The 18,041-nt window shown below is 66.6% G+C and carries 10 protein-coding genes and 2 tRNA genes; 2 read left to right on the plus strand and 10 right to left on the minus strand.

Translation table 11 applies throughout. The annotated features are described in order from the left end of the window. Positions 1 to 73 precede the first annotated feature (73 nt). Positions 74 to 577, plus strand: coding sequence for an HNH endonuclease family protein (locus HBO46_RS11415; protein ID WP_166139435.1), 504 nt, complete (start codon positions 74 to 76; stop codon positions 575 to 577). Positions 578 to 597: 20 nt separating this feature from the next. Here the strand turns inward: HBO46_RS11415 and HBO46_RS11420 are convergent, their stop codons facing one another. The 10 genes from HBO46_RS11420 to HBO46_RS11465 all read right to left on the minus strand — a co-directional run bounded on the left by HBO46_RS11420 (position 598) and on the right by HBO46_RS11465 (position 17,808). Further along, positions 598 to 1,134, minus strand: a complete 537-nt coding sequence (locus tag HBO46_RS11420; protein WP_166139434.1) for a TerD family protein — start codon at positions 1,132 to 1,134, stop codon at positions 598 to 600. Next, complete coding sequence (locus HBO46_RS11425; RefSeq protein ID WP_166139432.1) at positions 1,131 to 2,018, minus strand: TRAFAC clade GTPase domain-containing protein; 888 nt, start codon at positions 2,016 to 2,018, stop codon at positions 1,131 to 1,133. Before HBO46_RS11425 ends, HBO46_RS11420 begins: the two co-directional genes overlap by 4 nt. A 227-nt stretch (positions 2,019 to 2,245) precedes the next feature. Further along, positions 2,246 to 3,295, minus strand: coding sequence for a hypothetical protein (locus tag HBO46_RS11430; RefSeq protein ID WP_166139430.1), 1,050 nt, complete (start codon positions 3,293 to 3,295; stop codon positions 2,246 to 2,248). Next, complete coding sequence (locus HBO46_RS11435; RefSeq protein WP_166139428.1) at positions 3,292 to 4,758, minus strand: GAP1-N2 domain-containing protein; 1,467 nt, start codon at positions 4,756 to 4,758, stop codon at positions 3,292 to 3,294. The genes HBO46_RS11430 and HBO46_RS11435 overlap by 4 nt, the downstream gene beginning before the upstream one ends. Continuing rightward, positions 4,755 to 6,836: a hypothetical protein gene (locus HBO46_RS11440; RefSeq protein ID WP_166139426.1), complete on the minus strand. Its 2,082-nt coding sequence runs from the start codon at positions 6,834 to 6,836 to the stop codon at positions 4,755 to 4,757. The genes HBO46_RS11435 and HBO46_RS11440 overlap by 4 nt, the downstream gene beginning before the upstream one ends. 537 nt (positions 6,837 to 7,373) lie before the next feature. Next, positions 7,374 to 10,031 (minus strand): hypothetical protein, encoded by a 2,658-nt coding sequence (locus HBO46_RS11445; RefSeq protein WP_166139425.1) that lies wholly within the window; start codon positions 10,029 to 10,031, stop codon positions 7,374 to 7,376. Next, complete coding sequence (locus tag HBO46_RS11450) at positions 10,009 to 13,488, minus strand: tubulin-like doman-containing protein (protein WP_166139423.1); 3,480 nt, start codon at positions 13,486 to 13,488, stop codon at positions 10,009 to 10,011. The genes HBO46_RS11445 and HBO46_RS11450 overlap by 23 nt, the downstream gene beginning before the upstream one ends. Continuing rightward, the gene (locus HBO46_RS11455; RefSeq protein ID WP_166139421.1) at positions 13,469 to 16,087 is read right to left on the minus strand and encodes a vWA domain-containing protein; all 2,619 of its coding nucleotides are present in this window, start codon (positions 16,085 to 16,087) and stop codon (positions 13,469 to 13,471) included. The genes HBO46_RS11450 and HBO46_RS11455 overlap by 20 nt, the downstream gene beginning before the upstream one ends. Before the next feature lie 854 nt (positions 16,088 to 16,941). Then, positions 16,942 to 17,013: transfer RNA gene (locus tag HBO46_RS11460), tRNA-Val, on the minus strand. Positions 17,014 to 17,034: 21 nt separating this feature from the next. After that, positions 17,035 to 17,808 (minus strand): aminotransferase class IV, encoded by a 774-nt coding sequence (locus HBO46_RS11465; protein WP_166139419.1) that lies wholly within the window; start codon positions 17,806 to 17,808, stop codon positions 17,035 to 17,037. A 142-nt stretch (positions 17,809 to 17,950) separates the two neighbouring features. Here HBO46_RS11465 and HBO46_RS11470 point away from each other — a divergent pair. Beyond that, positions 17,951 to 18,023: transfer RNA gene (locus tag HBO46_RS11470), tRNA-Gly, on the plus strand. Positions 18,024 to 18,041: the final 18 nt, after the last annotated feature.

The following is an 18,041-nucleotide window of genomic DNA, read 5'->3' on the forward strand; positions in this document are numbered from 1 at the left end:
GCAGGTCGATGTCGTCGACATCCGGCCCCAGGCTCCCGGGTACGACCGGAGCTGTTCTCCCGGCGCCTCCTGCGTGTTCGGCACCGAATGGAACGACGCGACCGACGCCCCCATGAGCCGCAACGGTTGTGACACCCGTAATGACGTGCTGGCGCGTGACCTCACGCGGCTCGTGATCGACCCCGGCACGCATGACTGCGTCGTTCGTCGTGGAGTGCTCCGGGACCCCTACACCGGGCGTACCACCGCCTTCGAAAGGGGCTACTACACCAGCGCAGAGGTTCAGATCGATCACCTCATACCCCTAGCTGCTGCCTGGGACCTGGGCGCATCGACCTGGCCGCAGTCTCGTCGCGAGACGTTCGCGAATGACGTCGAGCATGAACTCCTCGCCGTCGACGGTGCCGCCAACCAGGCCAAAAGTGACATGACCCCCGGGGAGTGGTTACCCCCGAACCTCGCCTTCCACTGCGAGTACAGCATTCGCTATACGCGCGCAAGCGTCTACTGGCAGCTTCCGATCACCACAGCTGATAGGGCTGCAATGGAAGAGGTCGCGCGCTCCTCGTGCGAGTGATCGCGCCGGTCCGATGCGCTTCAGTCAGATCCCTTGAAGCGAGACCAGACGAACTGAGCGATCACTCCATCGAACGGCGTCGGCTGAAGCGTCAACCGCCAGCGACCGTCCTGCCTCGCCAGTACACCCAGCGACACGCATTTCGCGATCCCGGGGCTCGCGATGGATGACGTGCGCACGGATTCTCCGGTCGCCGGATCCCACGCAGTGACGGTGATGTCCCGCACCTGGTTCAGAACGACGTTGGCCTGACTCGCCGCGAGCACCAGCTCCAGACCGCAAATCCCGTCGGGTAGGTCTTCCAGCAGCACCTGCGCCTGCGCCAGGCTGCGGTCCCCGTCGGACGAGGCCGTGCGCAGAACGACAGCGTCGCCCATGAGATGCGGCTGCCCCGCCCAGACCACGTGGTCCTTCGCGGACACTCGCCTCTGATCGTCTCCGCACAGCACATACAGGGATACGCCCTGCCCCGGACACGACCATTCCACGTCGATCACGACGGCGTTCCCCACCGGATCCAACAAGATCACGTCGGCATCTCCCCGAAGGCGATTCATGAGAGCACCCACTTGATCGGGTCCAGGACCCGGAACGGCGCAATCCCGGAGCTGTTGAGGCGGGTACCGTCCGGCTGAGCCCCCAGAGCCGACAGAACGAAGTAGCGATACTCGACATCGCCGTTCCTCAGCAGATTGACAAGCTTGGGCCCCACGAGGACCGTCAGGACGGACTCGACCTCGGCGTGTACCAAGTCCGCGTCCACGACATCGAACGACGCCGAGCTCATCGAGGGATCGCGCTGAAGCGGGGACCCGGCACGGAGCATGACGGGACGGAGCGGCGCACCCGGTACGTCACGCACTTGCTGAAGAACATCTGCCTTGGACAGAGCCACCGCGAGCCGCAGGTCCGGTGGCACCGAGGCTCGCCCGTCATCGGTGAACAGATTCAAGAGCTGCCGCACCACCTCGACACCATCACCGCCGAGCTCGCCAGGTTGCAGCACTCCGCGCAGTGATTCGCGAAGGCCAGCGACCTTCAGCGGGTCAATGAGCGCAACAACCGCATCTGCCCGTCGAACGAAAGCAAGGGCGGGGCGCCGATTCGCCAGGTCCTCAAGATCTTCACCGGCGACATCCCTCACCACCAGGATCAAGCGGCGACCGGTCTTGTCGAGGAACTGAAAGATCAACGGCCGGTGACCGTCAGGGTCCTTGGACATCTCCGCGGTCGCCTCGAGGATCACGCCCTCGACGAACAAGGCTGCGCCGTAACGTGCCCAGTAGTGCTTCTCCGTCTCGCCGAGAAGATCGAGCGTCGAACGATGCGTCTCCTCCACCCAAAGCTCGAGCTGTTGACGCAGAACGCCCAGATAGATGCTCTTGCCGGCACTGCGAGCACCGGCCATGGCCACACAGACGACCTTGGTGTCGGGCGACAACCGCCACTCATGAGGCACAGCAGAGCGGCAGTGTGCGCATGCCTCGACACGCGAGGGCGTTCGGCACTGAGGGCAGTGACCCTCCTCAGCGCTGAACACCGGCTTGACCGGCACGTCCCTACCGCCGTACTCGCTGTTGAGACTAGCCGTCGGATAAGCCTCGCAGGGTCCCTCGCACACGAGGGTTTCCACCTCTTCAGGCAGAACGCGGAAGCACGTGGGGCATTTCATCGGCTCACACCTGTCAGCGCCCGGCACACCTGGGACCAGTCCCACTCGTGAGCGGCTTGGAGAGGCTGCACATACAGCTCCGCGAGGTGCGTCCCATGCGCCCGTTCGCCGCCGGAAGAGGCCAGGAGCCGCTCGCCGCCTTCCCGACTGACGAGTACCACCACGGCCTCGCCGGCGGCCTTCTCCAGCTCCTCCCCCATCTCACGCAGGTCAGAAGGAACAGAGTCGCCCAGGAACACCACAGTGCGGGCACCAGCTGCAATTGCTTGCGCTGCGGCAGGTGCAGCGAGGCACCAAGAGGCCGGTCGCCCCGGGTCAAGAGACTCCGCGACAGCTGCGGGATCCTTTCCGGCACGCACTGGAGAGAGCAGGCCGGTTGCGCCCAACCAGCTGGGCGTTAACCCCGTCTCCTCGGCCATCAAGCCCGCCAGCACCCGCGCCACTTCTGCCACTTCTGCGGCGTCCAACGCGTGCAAGAAGGACGCCGACGAGTCGAGCACCAGCGCCCAGGTGCGACCTGATGCCGGCACATCTTCGCCCTGCCGCTCGGAACGCAGCACATATCGACCCGGAACGACCCAGGGCTGCTCGCGCTCGTCGAGGCGTACGACGTGCTTTGCCTCCATGAGGAAGTCAAACGGGGAAGACTCCGACATCCCTGCCTCGAGGATCCACCCGTTGCTGTCGCCGCTTGCGGAAGCGAGTTCGAATCGACGAAATCCGCCGATGTCGAGCCGAGCTACCTCGGCCGCGGTAGGAAGTGTCGACGAGCCACCATCGGTGACGACCTGGATCTCCAGACCGATGCGGGTGCCGGCGTGGAACTCACCGCCGGCCGCCGGAACCACCAACAAGGACACCGGCTCGCTCGTCGGTGTGAGGACAACGCTGTGCGCCGAATCCCGCACGTGGACCAGGTCATTGCCCTGCGCGCCCTGAGCGAGCAGGCGAGTGGACTGCACGTCACCGATGAGGCGGGCTCGCAAGTATCCGCCACTCAGGTTCGCCGAGCCTCCACTCGACGAAAGTTGAACCCTGGCGTTCATGCCTCCTCCTTTCCATTGCTCTCACGGACAGCTGGCTCTCTTGACAGCTCAGAATGCGGTTTCGGGGATCGAGCCTCCTCCGAAGCGAGGCTTCCCGTTTCCTGCGCGAGCAAGTGGCGCAGTCGGGACCCTGTCGCTGCGCCCGCCGCCAGTCCTTGGACCAGGCCCTCGCCCGGCGCGTCGGACGGCGCAGCCAATCCGAGGGCCACGCGCACCGCTGAGACGAGCCTCGTCGACTCGGACTCGTCCGAGTCAGAGGCGACGGCAAGAATGGCCTCCAGGGCCTGCACGACAGATTGGTCCCCAGAACCTCCGTCGCACGCTGAGCACGACGCTTCTTCACCCGAGTACGCGCTCAAGACTTCTTCGCTCTCCGTGAGTCCGAGCAGGGCTCGCAAGCGTGGATCTCGAAGGCCGTCCCACGGCCGGGTACGTGCCCATTCGGCGCACATGTCGTCACGTTCGGGATATGCCTCCCCCAGATGGCCGAGGACGGCAAGCGCCAGGGGCCACGACGGGCTCAGCAGATCCTCGGGCCGCAGGTCTGCACAGACCTCATCCATCGCGCCTGCGATCAAGGCGGCTGTGTCCAGGTCCATCTCCGACACCGTGTAGAAGGCGTCCTGCCAGAGATGATCGACGTCCCACTTCTGCCCGCCCAGCTCCCAGGCTGTCTCGGCAACCTCCTCGGGCACCCAGGCGAGGTCGAATACCAGCGCGTGCGTTTCGCGGGCGGCCACCAGTGCCAGCGCGTCCTCACGGTGCTTCGACGGCAAACCCACCACCATGAACGGAGAACCAAGCGTGGGGATGGCTCGCACCCCCAGGTGGGTTGTAAAGGGAATCGTGCAGCTGACCACCCCTGAGGTCATCCACGAGATCCGTTCGAGAGCGTCCACGACCTCGTGCGTCGACCCCAGAAGCAGGAGCGGACGATCCTCCTGGAAGCAGTACGACACGGCGGCCAACAAGGCTTCAGTCCTGGGACCGTCGGCGAACGCGCGGGCCAAGACCTCGCGGTTGGGCCCACGGACGTCCGGGACATGGAACGCACCCAGCTTCGCCGCGTCGACCTCGCGGTGACCGAAAGGCATCAACCAACTGGACGAGCGGACCAGAGTGATCGGCCGTAGCCCCCGGGCGGGGGTTTGGGTCCCCGCAGCGTGGGTGAAGACGTTCCCAGGGCGTCCTGTGACGTCATTTCCTGCCTGGCAGGCGTGCCACCAGCCAGCGCCCCTCATCGGGTCGTATCGGAACGAAAGCGTCCGTACCCGTGCGCGGACGAGCGCCTGCGGCGCGAAATCATCGAGGTCCTGGCCGCTGTCGAGTCGAGCGACGACGCCCTGCTCCAAGAGTTCCCTCAGCGGTGAGGGCATACCGGGGTCGGCGTCCAGGACGCCCCACCCACCCGCGCCGTCGCCGCTTCGCCCCGACGAGGCGTAGCTCAGCTGATGCCACGTCATCGCGAATCCCCCTTCAGTTGCGACACCTCTGGATCCAAGACGGCGTAGCGCGGCTGCTCGTCTGCGGAAACGTCCACGAAGAGCCGGAACCAGCCCTCCTCGTGAACCGCCGGAAGGTCCACAGACAGCGATGACGTCCGACCATCCGCGCGGAGCGTGCCGAGCTGCCAGCGACGTGACTCTCGGCCCGGTTCGGTGTCGTCGGCATGCAAGGGCAGGCGATGCTGCAGCGAGACCAGGACAACGGTCACTGCAGCCGCAGGCTCGCACAGCACCTCGATGCGTCGCCGAGAGGGGACGACTTCGTGTGTCTCCTTCCGCTGCCAGAAGTGGGAGCGTGCCGCTGGCGCAGGAGCGCTTCCGGCACCCAGCGAGTAGGAGACCCGGTGCAGCCCTGGATAGTCGAGAATCCTCGGGATCCCCCACTTCTGGGCACGCCCCTCGCTGACGAACGGGACCAGGGCAAGCTTGCATCCCTCCGCTGGAAGGCCGGGCACCCGAAGGCCGCCGTATCGCTTGTGGCTACCCCGGTCTATGTCACCGATCTCCTGCCACCGGTGGGGATCTGTCTCCTCCTTGTGGCCCTGTTGCCGCAGGACGACCTTGCTTGCTCCATCGGGCCACGGGAAGGTGAGGTACTGCTCATCGACGCGCTCGTGCAGGACCGGCTGCGCGAGCATTCCAAGGCGTACGCAGACCTCGGAGGCGCCCACACGGTACGCACCATCGGCCGCTGACACGGCGACCAGGTGGACCCGAGACTCTGCATCCGGCCAGTCGAAATGGACCGTCCAGCGACCGTCCTCCATCACCGCGGGGGCGTTGACTCGCGTGGGCTCGCCCAAGCCCGCGCGCTCCAGGCCGGCGCGATCAAGCTGGTTGTCCCGAATCCCGTGACCGAGATCCTCCCGGGTGCAGTGGAGCTCGACCTTGGCCCCCGGGACATCGTCCCAGGACGCCTTGATGCGGCCTTCCGCCTCATCATGCTCGACATGCAGGCGCTGGACTGGCAATACCAGGACCTCCACGCTCGCCTCGGCCTCGAATGGCGCGCTGCGGTGCACGACACCATCGAGCACGGAGACGGCGTAGAACCGATACACGTAGTCCCCGGGGGGAACATCGTGATCCTCGAATCCCGTCAGGTTCATTCCCTCGAGGTCGCCGCTGATGAGGGCCATGTCGGAGACAACGTCCAAGCTCGGCGCATCGGCAGCGAGGAACCGATGCACCTCGACCCGATCAACGCTGGCGTCGACGGACCACGTCGCCGTCACATGCCTCGCCCGGACAGCCACACGCACATCCGCGACGGAGGCAACGAGCACGCCACGAGCCCACAGGCGGGGGCGCTCGGCGGCGGCGGCCTTGACGTCACGCGCATGGTGAACCCACACGGCGTACTGGCGCCAACCGCTGGTCACTGGCACGAAGTCGGTGACCGAGCACCTCTCTCCTTGGCCGACCAGGCGACCTTCGTACAGGAGCGGCAGCTGCATCCCCACACCGGCAAAGACCTTGAACCAAGCGAAGTCGCCTGGCGGAACACCTTGCCAAGTCAGCTCGGTGGCGCCGTCCACGCCAGGGGTGAAGCTCACTTGATGGGTCGCCTCATGCCGGTCGATCGACGGCGTCGCCGTGAACAGCTCGGCGGCTGCCCCCGGCGTCGGCCCCGGGACCAGCAGCCCGACGCCGAGCAGCTCCTGGATCTTGGGCTTGTGCTTGCGAGCGACGTTGGCAGGCATCTCCGCAAGAGCGGTTGAGTCGGCCAGGACGCGCACCACCCACGCGTCGTCGAGACGCTCGTTCCACGGACCGCGCTCGCGGGCCTGACGCACATACGCTCGGAGTTCTTCCCCGCGCGGGTCCGGAGCGGGCGGCTCGGGGACCCGTTCCTCATCACTCAAGGCGCGCGGCGAGACCGCGCCCTCGACAGATGCGTCAGCGTCCAGGGACGCGTCCGCCTCGGTCGGACCGATCGGTCCGACCGACTCTGCCGGCGTCGATGCATCCGCCGAAGAGCAGACCGCGACGAGGTCGGCGAAGAGCGGCAACAACGACATCGAGTCCTTGAGCACCAGTCGCGAGAGTGCTCCAGGCTCCGAGACGCCCAAGCGAGCACATGTCTCCACGTCCTGCAGGTCCGGACGGATGTCCTCCGGCAAGTTCTCCCACCAGCCACGGGCGCGAGCCCGCCTGACCTGCGATCCAGTCACCAGCCATCCTCTGCGTCTAGTTCTCGGGCCAGTGGCTGCCCTGAATTCCATTCATGATCAATTGTCGAAACGGGCGTCGCTGCGGGTCGTCGTGTCGGCCGGAGAGCCACCAACGAGACCACGAGCGCCGCCGAGGAACCTGCTGCCACATACCTCTCGGCAACGATCAGGACAACGGCTGACACGACCCATGCCCCGCCCAGCACGGGAAGCAGGTACTTCTCCCCACCGACCCCGTCCTGCGGTGCCCACCTGACGGCGAAGAAGGTGAGGACTGCCGCTGTCATGAGAAGCGCCTCCTCGACCCCCGGAACCGGGTTTCGGGCATCGGCCAGCACCGCGGCACACAAGGCTCCCGTTCCCGCAGCGGCAACTGCGTTCGCCCACGCGATCGTCATCTCAGACCTGGGGCGCGGCGCCGTAGCTGCGAGCGCTTGACGGGGCGGAGGCATCACTTCTCCTGCAGAACACGAGATCGCGCGCCGCGATCGGTTGGGTGAGCTCGATGAGCACTTGCGGGCCACCGCTTGCTGTCAGATCGTGGAACTGTGTGTCCCCCACAGCCCAGGGATCCACCGTGTCGGGTGCGGCGACGAAGATCCGGCGAGAGAACTCTCGGTGCGCAGTGGAGTTGTCGGCCTGCTCGGCTGTGACACCTGCGGCGAACTCCTCGTACGCCGTCTCGTGCCGCTGGCCGTCACCGTCGAGCCAGCTCACCTTCCGACTGACCTCGCCTGGGGCTCGCTCGACCAGCTCCTCCAAGCGAGTACGCAACGCCGTTGCGACGTCCTGTCGCGGTGCGCGTGAGACAGCCTCGCTCCAGAGGGTCAGAACGGGCTTCTCTCCCATCCGCGCATCTGAGAAGAGCAGGCCCGGATCGCTCTTGACCAGGTGACGATCCGGAAACTCTGGAAGGTCCCCGATGAACTGCTCCCACGCCTCGGAGAGCCAGCCGGGGGGAAGTAGACGGCCCTGCAACTCTCGGATGAGCTCCGTCGCTGAGCTCGACTCCGGCAGTACTTGTCCGAACCGGTGATTATGGGGGAAGCCCGGACCTAGCTCGGCCGTACGCCCGGCGACCTCCGCCACGTCACCCCATGGGGCCGAGACGAAGGCGGCCAGTGCCTTGTTCCAATCGAGGTATTGACGGTTCACAGCCAGCATCCGGCGCAGATCTGCCAACGTCGCTGACAGGTTGTGGAGCGTGCTTTCCACTTCATGTCGAGCGGCGTCGCGCCGGTGGATCAGCTGGAACAATGCACGCTGCCGACGGATGAAGACGACCAGGAGCACGGCGATAGTCACAGCCCAGAACAACCCTGCGCGTACGGCGACGCGGTCCCAGGTGAGTAAGTCCCCGCGTCCCGCGAGGATGAGGCCACCCGTGACCAAGCCCGCCACGAGCACCATGACCCAGGTGATCGCCCCCAGAGTCGCCTGCTGTCGCCTGACGTCCTCGGGGAGCCCGCCCTGCTCACTGTGCTCTGCGAGCCTCCGCTGGTGATGTAGCGCCTCAGCACGCAAGTCAGCGATCGTCGTGGCAATGTGCGCGCCCACCCGGCCGGAGTAGGAACGCCTCGTGGAGTCGGACCACTCCGCCATGCGCCGGCGTACGTTTCCCACCTCGACCGCGTCCGCGGACTCTCCTTGGTCATGTTCGGCCAACACCTGGTCGACCGTCGAGATGCGCTCGAAGTCATCGGACCGCAAGGAATTGACTGCGACGAGCCTCCTCACCGCTGGCGGAAGCACGAACTCGCTCTCAAGGTCAGGTACCACGGCACGCGGATTCGTGACCACCACGGACACACCGGACTCAACCGCCACCGACATTCGGTCGTGCCGCTCGTGGCCATCGAGTAGGGACATCGCTCCGTGAACGAAGTCCCTCCACAGTTCGGGATGGTCGTGGCGTGGAGGCGTTGTCGGATGAGTGCCACCGGAAAGACCCGCAATGCGCTCGTCCAGGTCCGCTTCGACCGTCAACGATGGAACAAGCCGACCGTCGTCGGCCACACCAGAGATGTTGCGGATCGTCACTTGGTGGCCGGAGCCTGTTCCGAGGACCATACGCTGCACGACCGGGGCCAGCCTGCCCACCGATTGGGTCTCGAGCGCCTGGGCGAACGCCAGAGGTGCACCCCGAAGGACACCACCCATGAAACTGAAGAAGCGTCGGAGAAGCTCCCTGAAAGACACGGCTTGCGCCCTGAACTCGACCGCAGCACGCGGGCTTGATCGAAGCACTGGCGCGTGGATCTCAAGAAGTGAACCCGCCAGGCGCATCGCCTCGCCGACCTCATCAGAAGCTCGCTGGAGCTGCCGGCCGTCCGGATCGATAGGCACCGGGTACCGATCGCCTACATCGATGACGCCGCCTAGCAAACGGCTGACAGCACCGCCTGCCGCCACATGACGTGTGTAGGAACGCAACAGCGTTACCTGCCCTCCGCCGGCGACGGGCTCCCCCCGGACAGCACCGGTGCGCTGTCCCGTCCAGAGCCCAGCAACCGTGGCGGCACCCGCCGCCGCATGGGTCAGCCCTGCCGGGCGACGCAGATCACGCGCCCGGATGGCAGCCACGCCACCACGAGGTGATTGCGAGCTCTCCGGCGCGAGAAGGATGTTGTGGGCGCCGATCCAGGCGACCTCGCTGGGCTCTGCGAATGGCCAGACCTCGGCTATGCCAACTGAGAGCAGCTGCCCCCATGTGACCGGGACCCCTGGCAGAGCGTGGTGAACCTCCTCGCGAAGTCGTGCCGAGCTCGACATCGGCGGCAAGGATGTCCTGTCCCCGATGCTTCCGAGGGAGAACACCGCCGCGGACAGCACACCTTGGCGTGACGCGATCTCCTGCTGGAGCACCACGGGGCTGGCGGCTCCGCCGCTCACCAGGACGCATCTCCACTCGGAGGACTCGATGTCCTCCAGCGCGATCGCCACGAAGTCGCGGACCAGTCCGAGGGCTGACCAATCCTGGAGAGTCCCCAGCCATGTCGGCAGCTCCTCACGGCTCGCCGCGAGGACGACGATGTCAGAACTGGGGGACATCGCCACCGCCGGCAGTCGGACGCGCTCGTTCGAGTGCGCGCGTGGTCATCTCGCGCAGGTCGACGAGGGCTTCCCTGATCATCAGGGCCAGCCCACCGTCCATATGCGCTCCCAGCAGGTCGTCGACCGTCGCGACCCGCAGACGCGGAACTGCGCGAACACCCGGTCCGTCCGGCGGAACGACGAATCGCTTCTCGTAGTAGGTCTGAAGGACCATGAGCCAACCCGCCAGAGCTTCCGCCCGGTCATCGGGTGTGGCACCCGAAGTGCGGATCGCATCGATCTCAGATGGGTGGCCGGACGGCCAGGCTCCGTCTCGCAGCCAGTCCGCCAGGAGGGTCTCCCCATCGCTGCGCCCACTGGCGGGCTCCGACCCGCGGTGGTGGATCTGCCGAAGCGCTCGATACGGCTGCAGCGCTGAGAACGCCACGTCATTGGAGCACTGCACCACTGCCAAGGTGTGCCCCTCGAGAATCGACGGCAGCCAGCTGAGGCCCTCAGTCATCTGCTCCCGAGCGGTCAGCAACGGATCCGGGAACGCCTTCCACTCGCGCCGGACAACGTCGTACACCTGCACAGGCCCGGCCTGCGACGGCATGGCGGGGTGAGTGACGAGGCCAAGCGCCCGCCCGAGATACCACCCACGCACCATCGCGGCCTGCTCCGCCTTACTCATGGCCAGGGCAGCAGGCAGCGGCCGGGTTCGCTTCCATTTCCAGAGCTCTCGACGGCCCTCTTCGGTCGAACCAGCCCAGCGGTCCTTGAGCTGATCGAGGACCGACGTGAACACCAGCGGGAAGTACTTCGGATACGACCCGTAGATGGCGATCTTGTTGACCGAGCTCTGCGGCGTAAACGCATCTGTCAGCCGGCCCACCGACTGGCTCTGAACCCGCTCCGAGTGCGCCAGCTCCTCCTCCAGAGCCTTGGCAGCCGGCGTGCCGGGGGCAAGTGGGACCTCGCTGAAGGTCAGTTCCACCTGCAGCCGGCTTCCGTGAAGCGCCTCCACCATCCGGTCACTCACACCCACCAGCGGATAGGCCTGGTGCACGGCCTCGCTGAACTTCGCGCGCAGCCGCTGCCGACGGTGCTCCTGTTCGGAGTCAGCCAGCCCCGGTTCGTTGAGGTAGGCCTCGAACGTCTGGTTGCTGAACTGCGCGAAGTGGTGGTCCTTGCGGGCCGCGTACGCAGCGGCTCGTTCCAGCAGGTCCGATGGCCTGACCGCGAGGGAATAGTCGGGAGTCGATGCGGGAGTGGGCTCGTCGGTGACTTCATCGCGCGGGAACGCTGCGGAGCGCCACCGCACCCGGCTGACGAGGACCGGGTACTCGTTCCGCGCCGCCCCCTGGTCTTCCCATTTTCCGCGGACGATCTGCTCAACCATCGCTTCGACCGCATCGGCGAACGCCATGTCGGGTGCGCCTGCCTCGACATGTGCCCGGAAGGTCGCAGGAAAACCGTCGGCCGTCGTCAGGAGAACCTCGTTGTAGGCGTGCTCGAACCGTGGAGGGACGGTCTCCCCAGCGGGCCAATCGCCGTACGAGGTCGTGTGCAACTGCGCGAGCCCCGACTGTCGCCCGGTCGCACGCATGGCGCTCTCGAGGTCGGTCTGGGCAGCCACCAGGGCACGCTGCAGTGCCGGGAGGACGTCGTCAGCGACGGACCGACTCACACGACTGAGCAGATGTGCCACGCGGTAGCGCACGTCGGCGGCAGCCGCCTCCCCCACACTCGCCGCCGCTTGCTGACGGAACTCAGCTGTGTTGTCCACGTGTCCCAGGCCGGTCACCGTGTCGGAGAATCGCAGTGGTGAGGCAGAAGGGGAAGGGGCGCTTTCAAGGTCCTTGGAGAGCTGACGGAACTGATCCGTCAAGCCTTCGAGCACCTTGCGGGCGTACGGAAGTCCCTGCCGCGGGTGGGCGAGCACCCGTGCGACCTCGTCACGGAGACGTCCCTCAAGGTCCGTCGCGTAGCGCACCGTCCACCCGTAGGCCTCTCGCTCCAAGGCGGACGCGGCAGCGGCCTGATCACCCGAAAGGCGTTCGGTCATGATCCTCAGGTAGTCGGATGCCCGCGGCCCGGTCTCTGCCCTCTGGAGTCCGTCCACGAGCTGGCCAAGCGCGTCGCGGGCCATGCCCTCGGCCCGAGCGCCCAGCAGGTCCCTCATCCACTTGCTGGTGCGCGTACCTGGAACAGGAAGCTGAAGTCGTCGGAGCAACGTCTCCCACTGTGCTGAGACGTCGCGCTGCAGCTGCTCCTGCGGCGGGAGAGTGCTCCCCTCGCGCTTGTAGCCATCCACCAGACGATCGACCGCAAGCCGCGCGAGCCGCTGCGCGACGTACTCCGCGTAGCGGTCCCGGCCGAGGCTCAGGCTGGAGTAGCCGAAGGATCCCCAGGTCATCTCGGAGGTCTCTGCACCCCAACCGATGATCTTCTCGGTGACGTTGGGAGGCGTCTGGTTCTCGAAGCGCGTCTGCAGGTACTGCTGGGTAGCGTTCTCCGACAGCATCGTGGCCGCGATCGCTCGTCCGAGCCCGCGGAAGACGTCTTCCGGGCTGTCCCCGAACTTGGCCCCGTCGCCACCGATGGAGGCACCGATCGGGAACACGCGTCCGAAGGCCCGCTGGTCGTCGCTCTCGGGAGCCAGCCCGAGAGCAGTCATGAGCTGGTTGTCAGCGTCGTCGCCGGCACGGGTCTGCGACGCGATCAGTTCCGCCAAGGTGGCCATGGCGTTGCCGTCGATCCCCACTCGGTACGCGGGAGGCAGGGCATGAAAGACATCGGGCGTGAACAGAAAGACGCCGAGGTTCGTCCTCTGCAGCCCGCCGACCCGGCCCATCACCCGGCAGACATCGAGGAACATCGAGGCACCCGAGCCGCCAGCCATCGACCCGATGACAATCGGCACGACCGTGGCTGAGCTCGAGAACGGGCGCTGCTCCTCCATCTGCTGGGGAAGCGATTCCCACGCCGTGGGCTGCTGGAGACTCTGCCACGCGGATTGCAGCTCGGACTGAATTCGGTCGAGGCGCGTCAGGGTGAGCATGCGGCCGACCGCTCGGTACTGCCCGGCGCCCTCGGTGACAGCAACGTTGTTGGCCTGGGCGCGCGGTTCGGGCGCCCAGCCCAGCAGACCTGAGAGATGACCCGCCGTCTCGAGACGCGACTCCAGCTGCCGACGTACGACCTCGAGCGTGTTGGCACTGGCGCTGACGGGAACGTAACGGCCGCCCAGATCCCGGATCGAATCCAGCCCTCCCGATGAATCGGGTCGTGGGTTGACATCGACCTGCAGGAACTGCCAGGCCGCGGGCAACTGCTCGATTCCACGGGTCCTGAGATCAGCACTCAACTGATCCATGAGGTAGCGGACGGTCGCACCGCCAGACCCCCCGACACCGACGACGATGAACTTCCTCACTGGATTCCTTTCCTTGTCATGTTCACCAGTCGTCGTCGTCATGGACGACGTCCCCGGCAGGTACGGCCGAGCCTGCAGCACCGCCGGGCGAATCCCGGGTGCCTTCCTTCGTGCGTGCCGAAGCACCAGAACCGGGCTGCGGACCCCACCCATCGTCGTCACCAGCAGCCGCGACGCGTGGAGACCGCCGATCCTGGCCCGCCCTGGGCGCAGTGACAGCGCTGATCCTGTCTCGCAACTGCGCGATGGCCCCCGGAACCTTGTCCGCGGCGTCGCGAAGCAGCTCCTCGGCACCTATGCCGGAGACCGGCAGAAGGAGAACCACCTGGACGGCGCCACTCTCGAGGTCGGCCGGGTCCAGTAGCGCCAACCATGTGCCCTGCACCGCGAGCGGCAGGAACTCCCCCTGCGAGGTCACGTGGGGGGCGCCCTCGACCACCACTTCAGGCATCTTGAGCGGGTTGAGTGCCCGCGCCCTGACCACCAGCGTTGCGCGGTCACTGACGCGAACGCGTGTGCGTCCGACGCTGTCGAACGCAAGAACGGTCTGTTGCTGACGGTCCACCGTTGCGCTGGCGAGGAAGGATGAACTCGCCGTGATGCGCCCTGCGAGCACCTCGACGGCCAGATGGTCACCGGCGAGCTTTGCTGCGCGCCTCTTCACAGCCGCAAGCAGACCAAGCGGCACCGCGAGGCCCAGCATCAGCACAGCGACGAAGACAGCCCACTTCACCGGTTCGTTGGGCGGAGGCTCCATCTCGTACCGGAAACGCACCGGTACCTCGATCGGATCCCCTGGACCGGAGCCGGGAGACGCGGACAGCATCACGGTCCCGCCCAGGAGACCGGTTCCCTCACTCCGGGGGACGAGTGCCACCTGGATCTCGCTCTCAGCACAGTCCTCAGGACCGTCGGTGGACGAGTTCACCGAGGCGCCGGAGCTCCCGCTGGGAACGACCTCAATGTCGGTACCCGAGAGCCACACGCATCCAGGTCCATCCCAACTGATGGTCCGTACGACTTCGTCAGTGCTGTCGCCGCGACCGAAATCGATGGATTGCGGCAACTGCGGGTAATCCCCCGGTGCTTGCAGAAGGACGGGGTAGCTGACAACGCGGGTGGGTAGCGGAGTGCCGGTGCCACGCGCTGCGCCGGTGACGAGGTTCAGCTCGAGCCGCAGCTGTGCCGCGCCGGGCGCCTGATTCCTCAGATCGACCTCGACCGGCGCTCCGAGATCTGCTGCGCTCAGGCCTTCGACGAGGGGCACCGGGTCTTCGCCGTCTCGGGCAAGAACCACATCCAGGCTCATGCTTCCGGCCAGGTCGGCAGGATCGAGCCGCGAGCCGTCTGCAAGCTCCACACCCAGGTCGAGGGGAACCTGTTCTCCGGTCACCAGGTCATCCCCACGGCCCCACACCGGCGAAAGGTCGCTGACGAGACGGATGCTGGAGCGCGCCGTACCAGCGCCGGAGCTACCCGGGTCGACGAAGACGACGGCCCACTCACCCGACCAGGAACCTGCCTTCCCGCGCTCGATACTGGCCGTGAACACCGAGCCCGTCAGCCACCGCGCCTTGAGCGTGTAGCCGGGGGTCCTTTCCTCGAGCGAAGCGCCGGACGAGAGGACGTGCTGCGTTCCCCGTGGAGTCACGAAGACAGCCCGATAGCCGGCAACGTCAGCGCCACCCATGACAGACACGGAGGAGATCGACCGGTCCGTGACGAAGCGATGGCTGCCGGCGTCACATATCGCGTCCTGGCACAGTGCCGTTGAGAGTTGCGCTGGCAAGTTCTCGGGATCGGCCAGGCCGTCGAAGGCGAAGAAGAGATCCCCGATGTCCTCGGCGAGCACGAAGGAGCCGCGACCAGACGCGTCCCGTCGGCCACAGGCGGCACCGTCGACGGGGCTCTGCGTCGCAACGCCGGACATGAGGTCGAAGTCCCCCGAGTCGGCGCCGCCCTGCAGCCCGATGGCCAGCACCGTAATGCCGTCCGCGCGTAGGGCGTCCGCGCCGCCACCGGGGCGGCAGAGATCGCTAGTCCCCTTGCGCTCGACCTCCTCTGCTGCTTCAGCCGTCACCAGCTCGATGTCCGATGCGTAGGGCTTGGTCGTGCCGTAGCGATCCTGCTCGGCCTCGGTGCTCCGATGGTCCAGGTCGTACATGCCGTCCGTCAGCCAGACCAGTGCGGAGCAGCCCGCCTCAGCGGAACCGTCGAGCAGATACGCCCGAGCACCCTGCAGGGCCTGCCAGTAGTCGGTCTCCCACCCCTCGGGCTCGTCACGGTATTGCTCGAATGCGCGCGCAAGGGTCTCGTTTCCCCCGCCATCGAGTTCCGTCCAACCTTGCGTGACGGTGAAACCCTCGGCGAAGCGGGCCACTGCGACTTCGAGGGTCGCTTCCGAAGCACCTGCGAACTCACTGAGTCGATCCGACAGGTGCAGCGCCGCGTCAATTCGCGCAGCCTTGGGATCGCTCGCCTTCAGCGAAGCAGATGTGTCGAGGAGGAACAGCACGCGCCCCTCGCCCCCGCCGCTGATGCACGCGCCAAAGTCCTGGAGCGGCTGCTGCTCCTGCGGACGTTCGGACGGGTGGCCAGCTGCGGGGAACCCGAGCGCAGAGGACAGCAGCACAACCGACATCAAGATCCACAGTCCGGCGCGGCTCACCACCGGGACACCTGATCAGCGATCCGCCAGGCGTTGGCGCCAACTGCAAGCAGCGCCAGCACGGTCACGGCACGCTGAAGCGGCCTTGTCCAACGAGACGACCGAACAAGCCCTTTCGAGCGCCGACGCGTGTCTGCGAGGAGGAACATGCCCAGCAGTAGCAGGGCGAGCACACCGCCAAGAAGCCATCCGACAACGTTCGGCACCAGAGAGCGCGTGGCCAAGCCGAGCAGGAGCCCCGCGCTGCCTACCGCCGAGCCTAGGACTAGGAGAAACAGAGGCGGGCTCGACACGTGAGCGACTCCGGGCGGTTGGTGCCCGTAGCCGTTGGTTCCCGATGACTCCACCCACGTCCACTCAGACCCCGATGACATGGGTAGACCTCTTTCGCATTCAACGATTCACGGCGCGTGAATGCCACTAGGTTATCGATTTTGTACGTCGCGTCTGCCGATTCCGCCAGAGACATGGGCTCGCGCAACCATGGTGCGCCGCAACTGGCAACCCTGACGCCAGATGCGAAGAAGCTGCTGAACCAGCGCCTGTCAAAGACACTGCACGAACCTCGACGACCGCGGCCGGAATCACCGAAACTTTCCGCGAGCACGACGCTCGGCATCGCCATATCCGCGCCGTCGAAAAGTCTAGACAGGCATCACGCAGTCGGTGCGTCGTTCGCGAAGAAGAGGCCCACGTCACCCTTGATGGCCGCCATGATCCGCCCCCCCTCACCAAGAGGAGATCCGCGCCGCGCCGTGTCGCGATGCCACGGACGCAAAGAGGCCGGCCCCCACGTGGGAGCCGGCCTCTGCTGCGATCGATCTATGTGGGCGATACTGGGTTCGAACCAGTGACCTCTTCGGTGTGAACGAAGCGCGCTACCACTGCGCCAATCGCCCGTTGTGCTGCGGTCAGAAACACTAACGCATCTCCTCCGCGAGCTCACATCCCGGGTCCACCCACAGGTCGCTCGACCGCTGCGACCACTGTTCGCGCACCTCACGGACGGCCTGACCCGACGTCGGAAGGGCCCGACCGTCCCAGGCACTGACCGGCTGCACGCCGCGGGTGGTGGAGGTCAGGAAGACCTCCTCGGCGCGGGCCGCAGCATCCCCCAGAGGCACGTCGACCTCCCGCACACCGCAGGCCTCGACCACCAGAGCCCGCGTCACACCGGGCAGACAGCCGCTGCCGAGGGGCGGGGTCACCAGCCCACCGTCCAGGACGAGGAAGACATTGGCGGCCGTCGCCTCGCAGAGGCCGCCGTCAGCGTTGGCGAGCATCCCCTCCCCCGCACCCGCCGCTCGCGCCGCAGCCAGCGCCACGACGTTGTCGGCGTACGCCGTGGTCTTGTGGCCGATGAGTGCGCCGCGGTGGTCCACGACGTACGGCAGCGTCACCACCTCGACCGCGCTCGCCGCGGGCGGGACCGGGTCGAGCTCGACGAGCAACTCCCCACCGTCGGGCCCGAGCGCCCACACGATCCGGAGCCGACCGCGGTCCACCGGGCGGCAGCGCACCGCCTCGACGACCGCCCGGCGTACCTCGTCACGCGGAAGCGATGGCAGCCCGAGAGCGGTGACGCTGCCCAGCAGCCGGTCGAGGTGTCGATCGAGGGCGAACACCCGACCCCGCTCGACCAGCACCGAGGTGAAGACCCCTTCGCCCGTGGCGATCCCTCTTGACGTGTCCACGGGGCCACTCTAGGGCTCTGACCTCGGCAAACGCCGCGCAAGCGGGGCACCGCCGACACCCCACGGACCCCCCGGTTTTGCGCCCCGGACCACAGGGGGCTAATGTTCTGTCCGCACCGAGAGCCCCGGCTCAAGGCAGCAAGCGGACGTAGCTCAGTTGGTAGAGCGCAACCTTGCCAAGGTTGAGGTCGCGAGTTCGAGCCTCGTCGTCCGCTCGGAAGGGTCTTTCCACC

This window comes from Nocardioides ochotonae (assembly GCF_011420305.2).
GTDB classification, from domain to species: Bacteria; Actinomycetota; Actinomycetes; order Propionibacteriales; family Nocardioidaceae; genus Nocardioides; species Nocardioides ochotonae.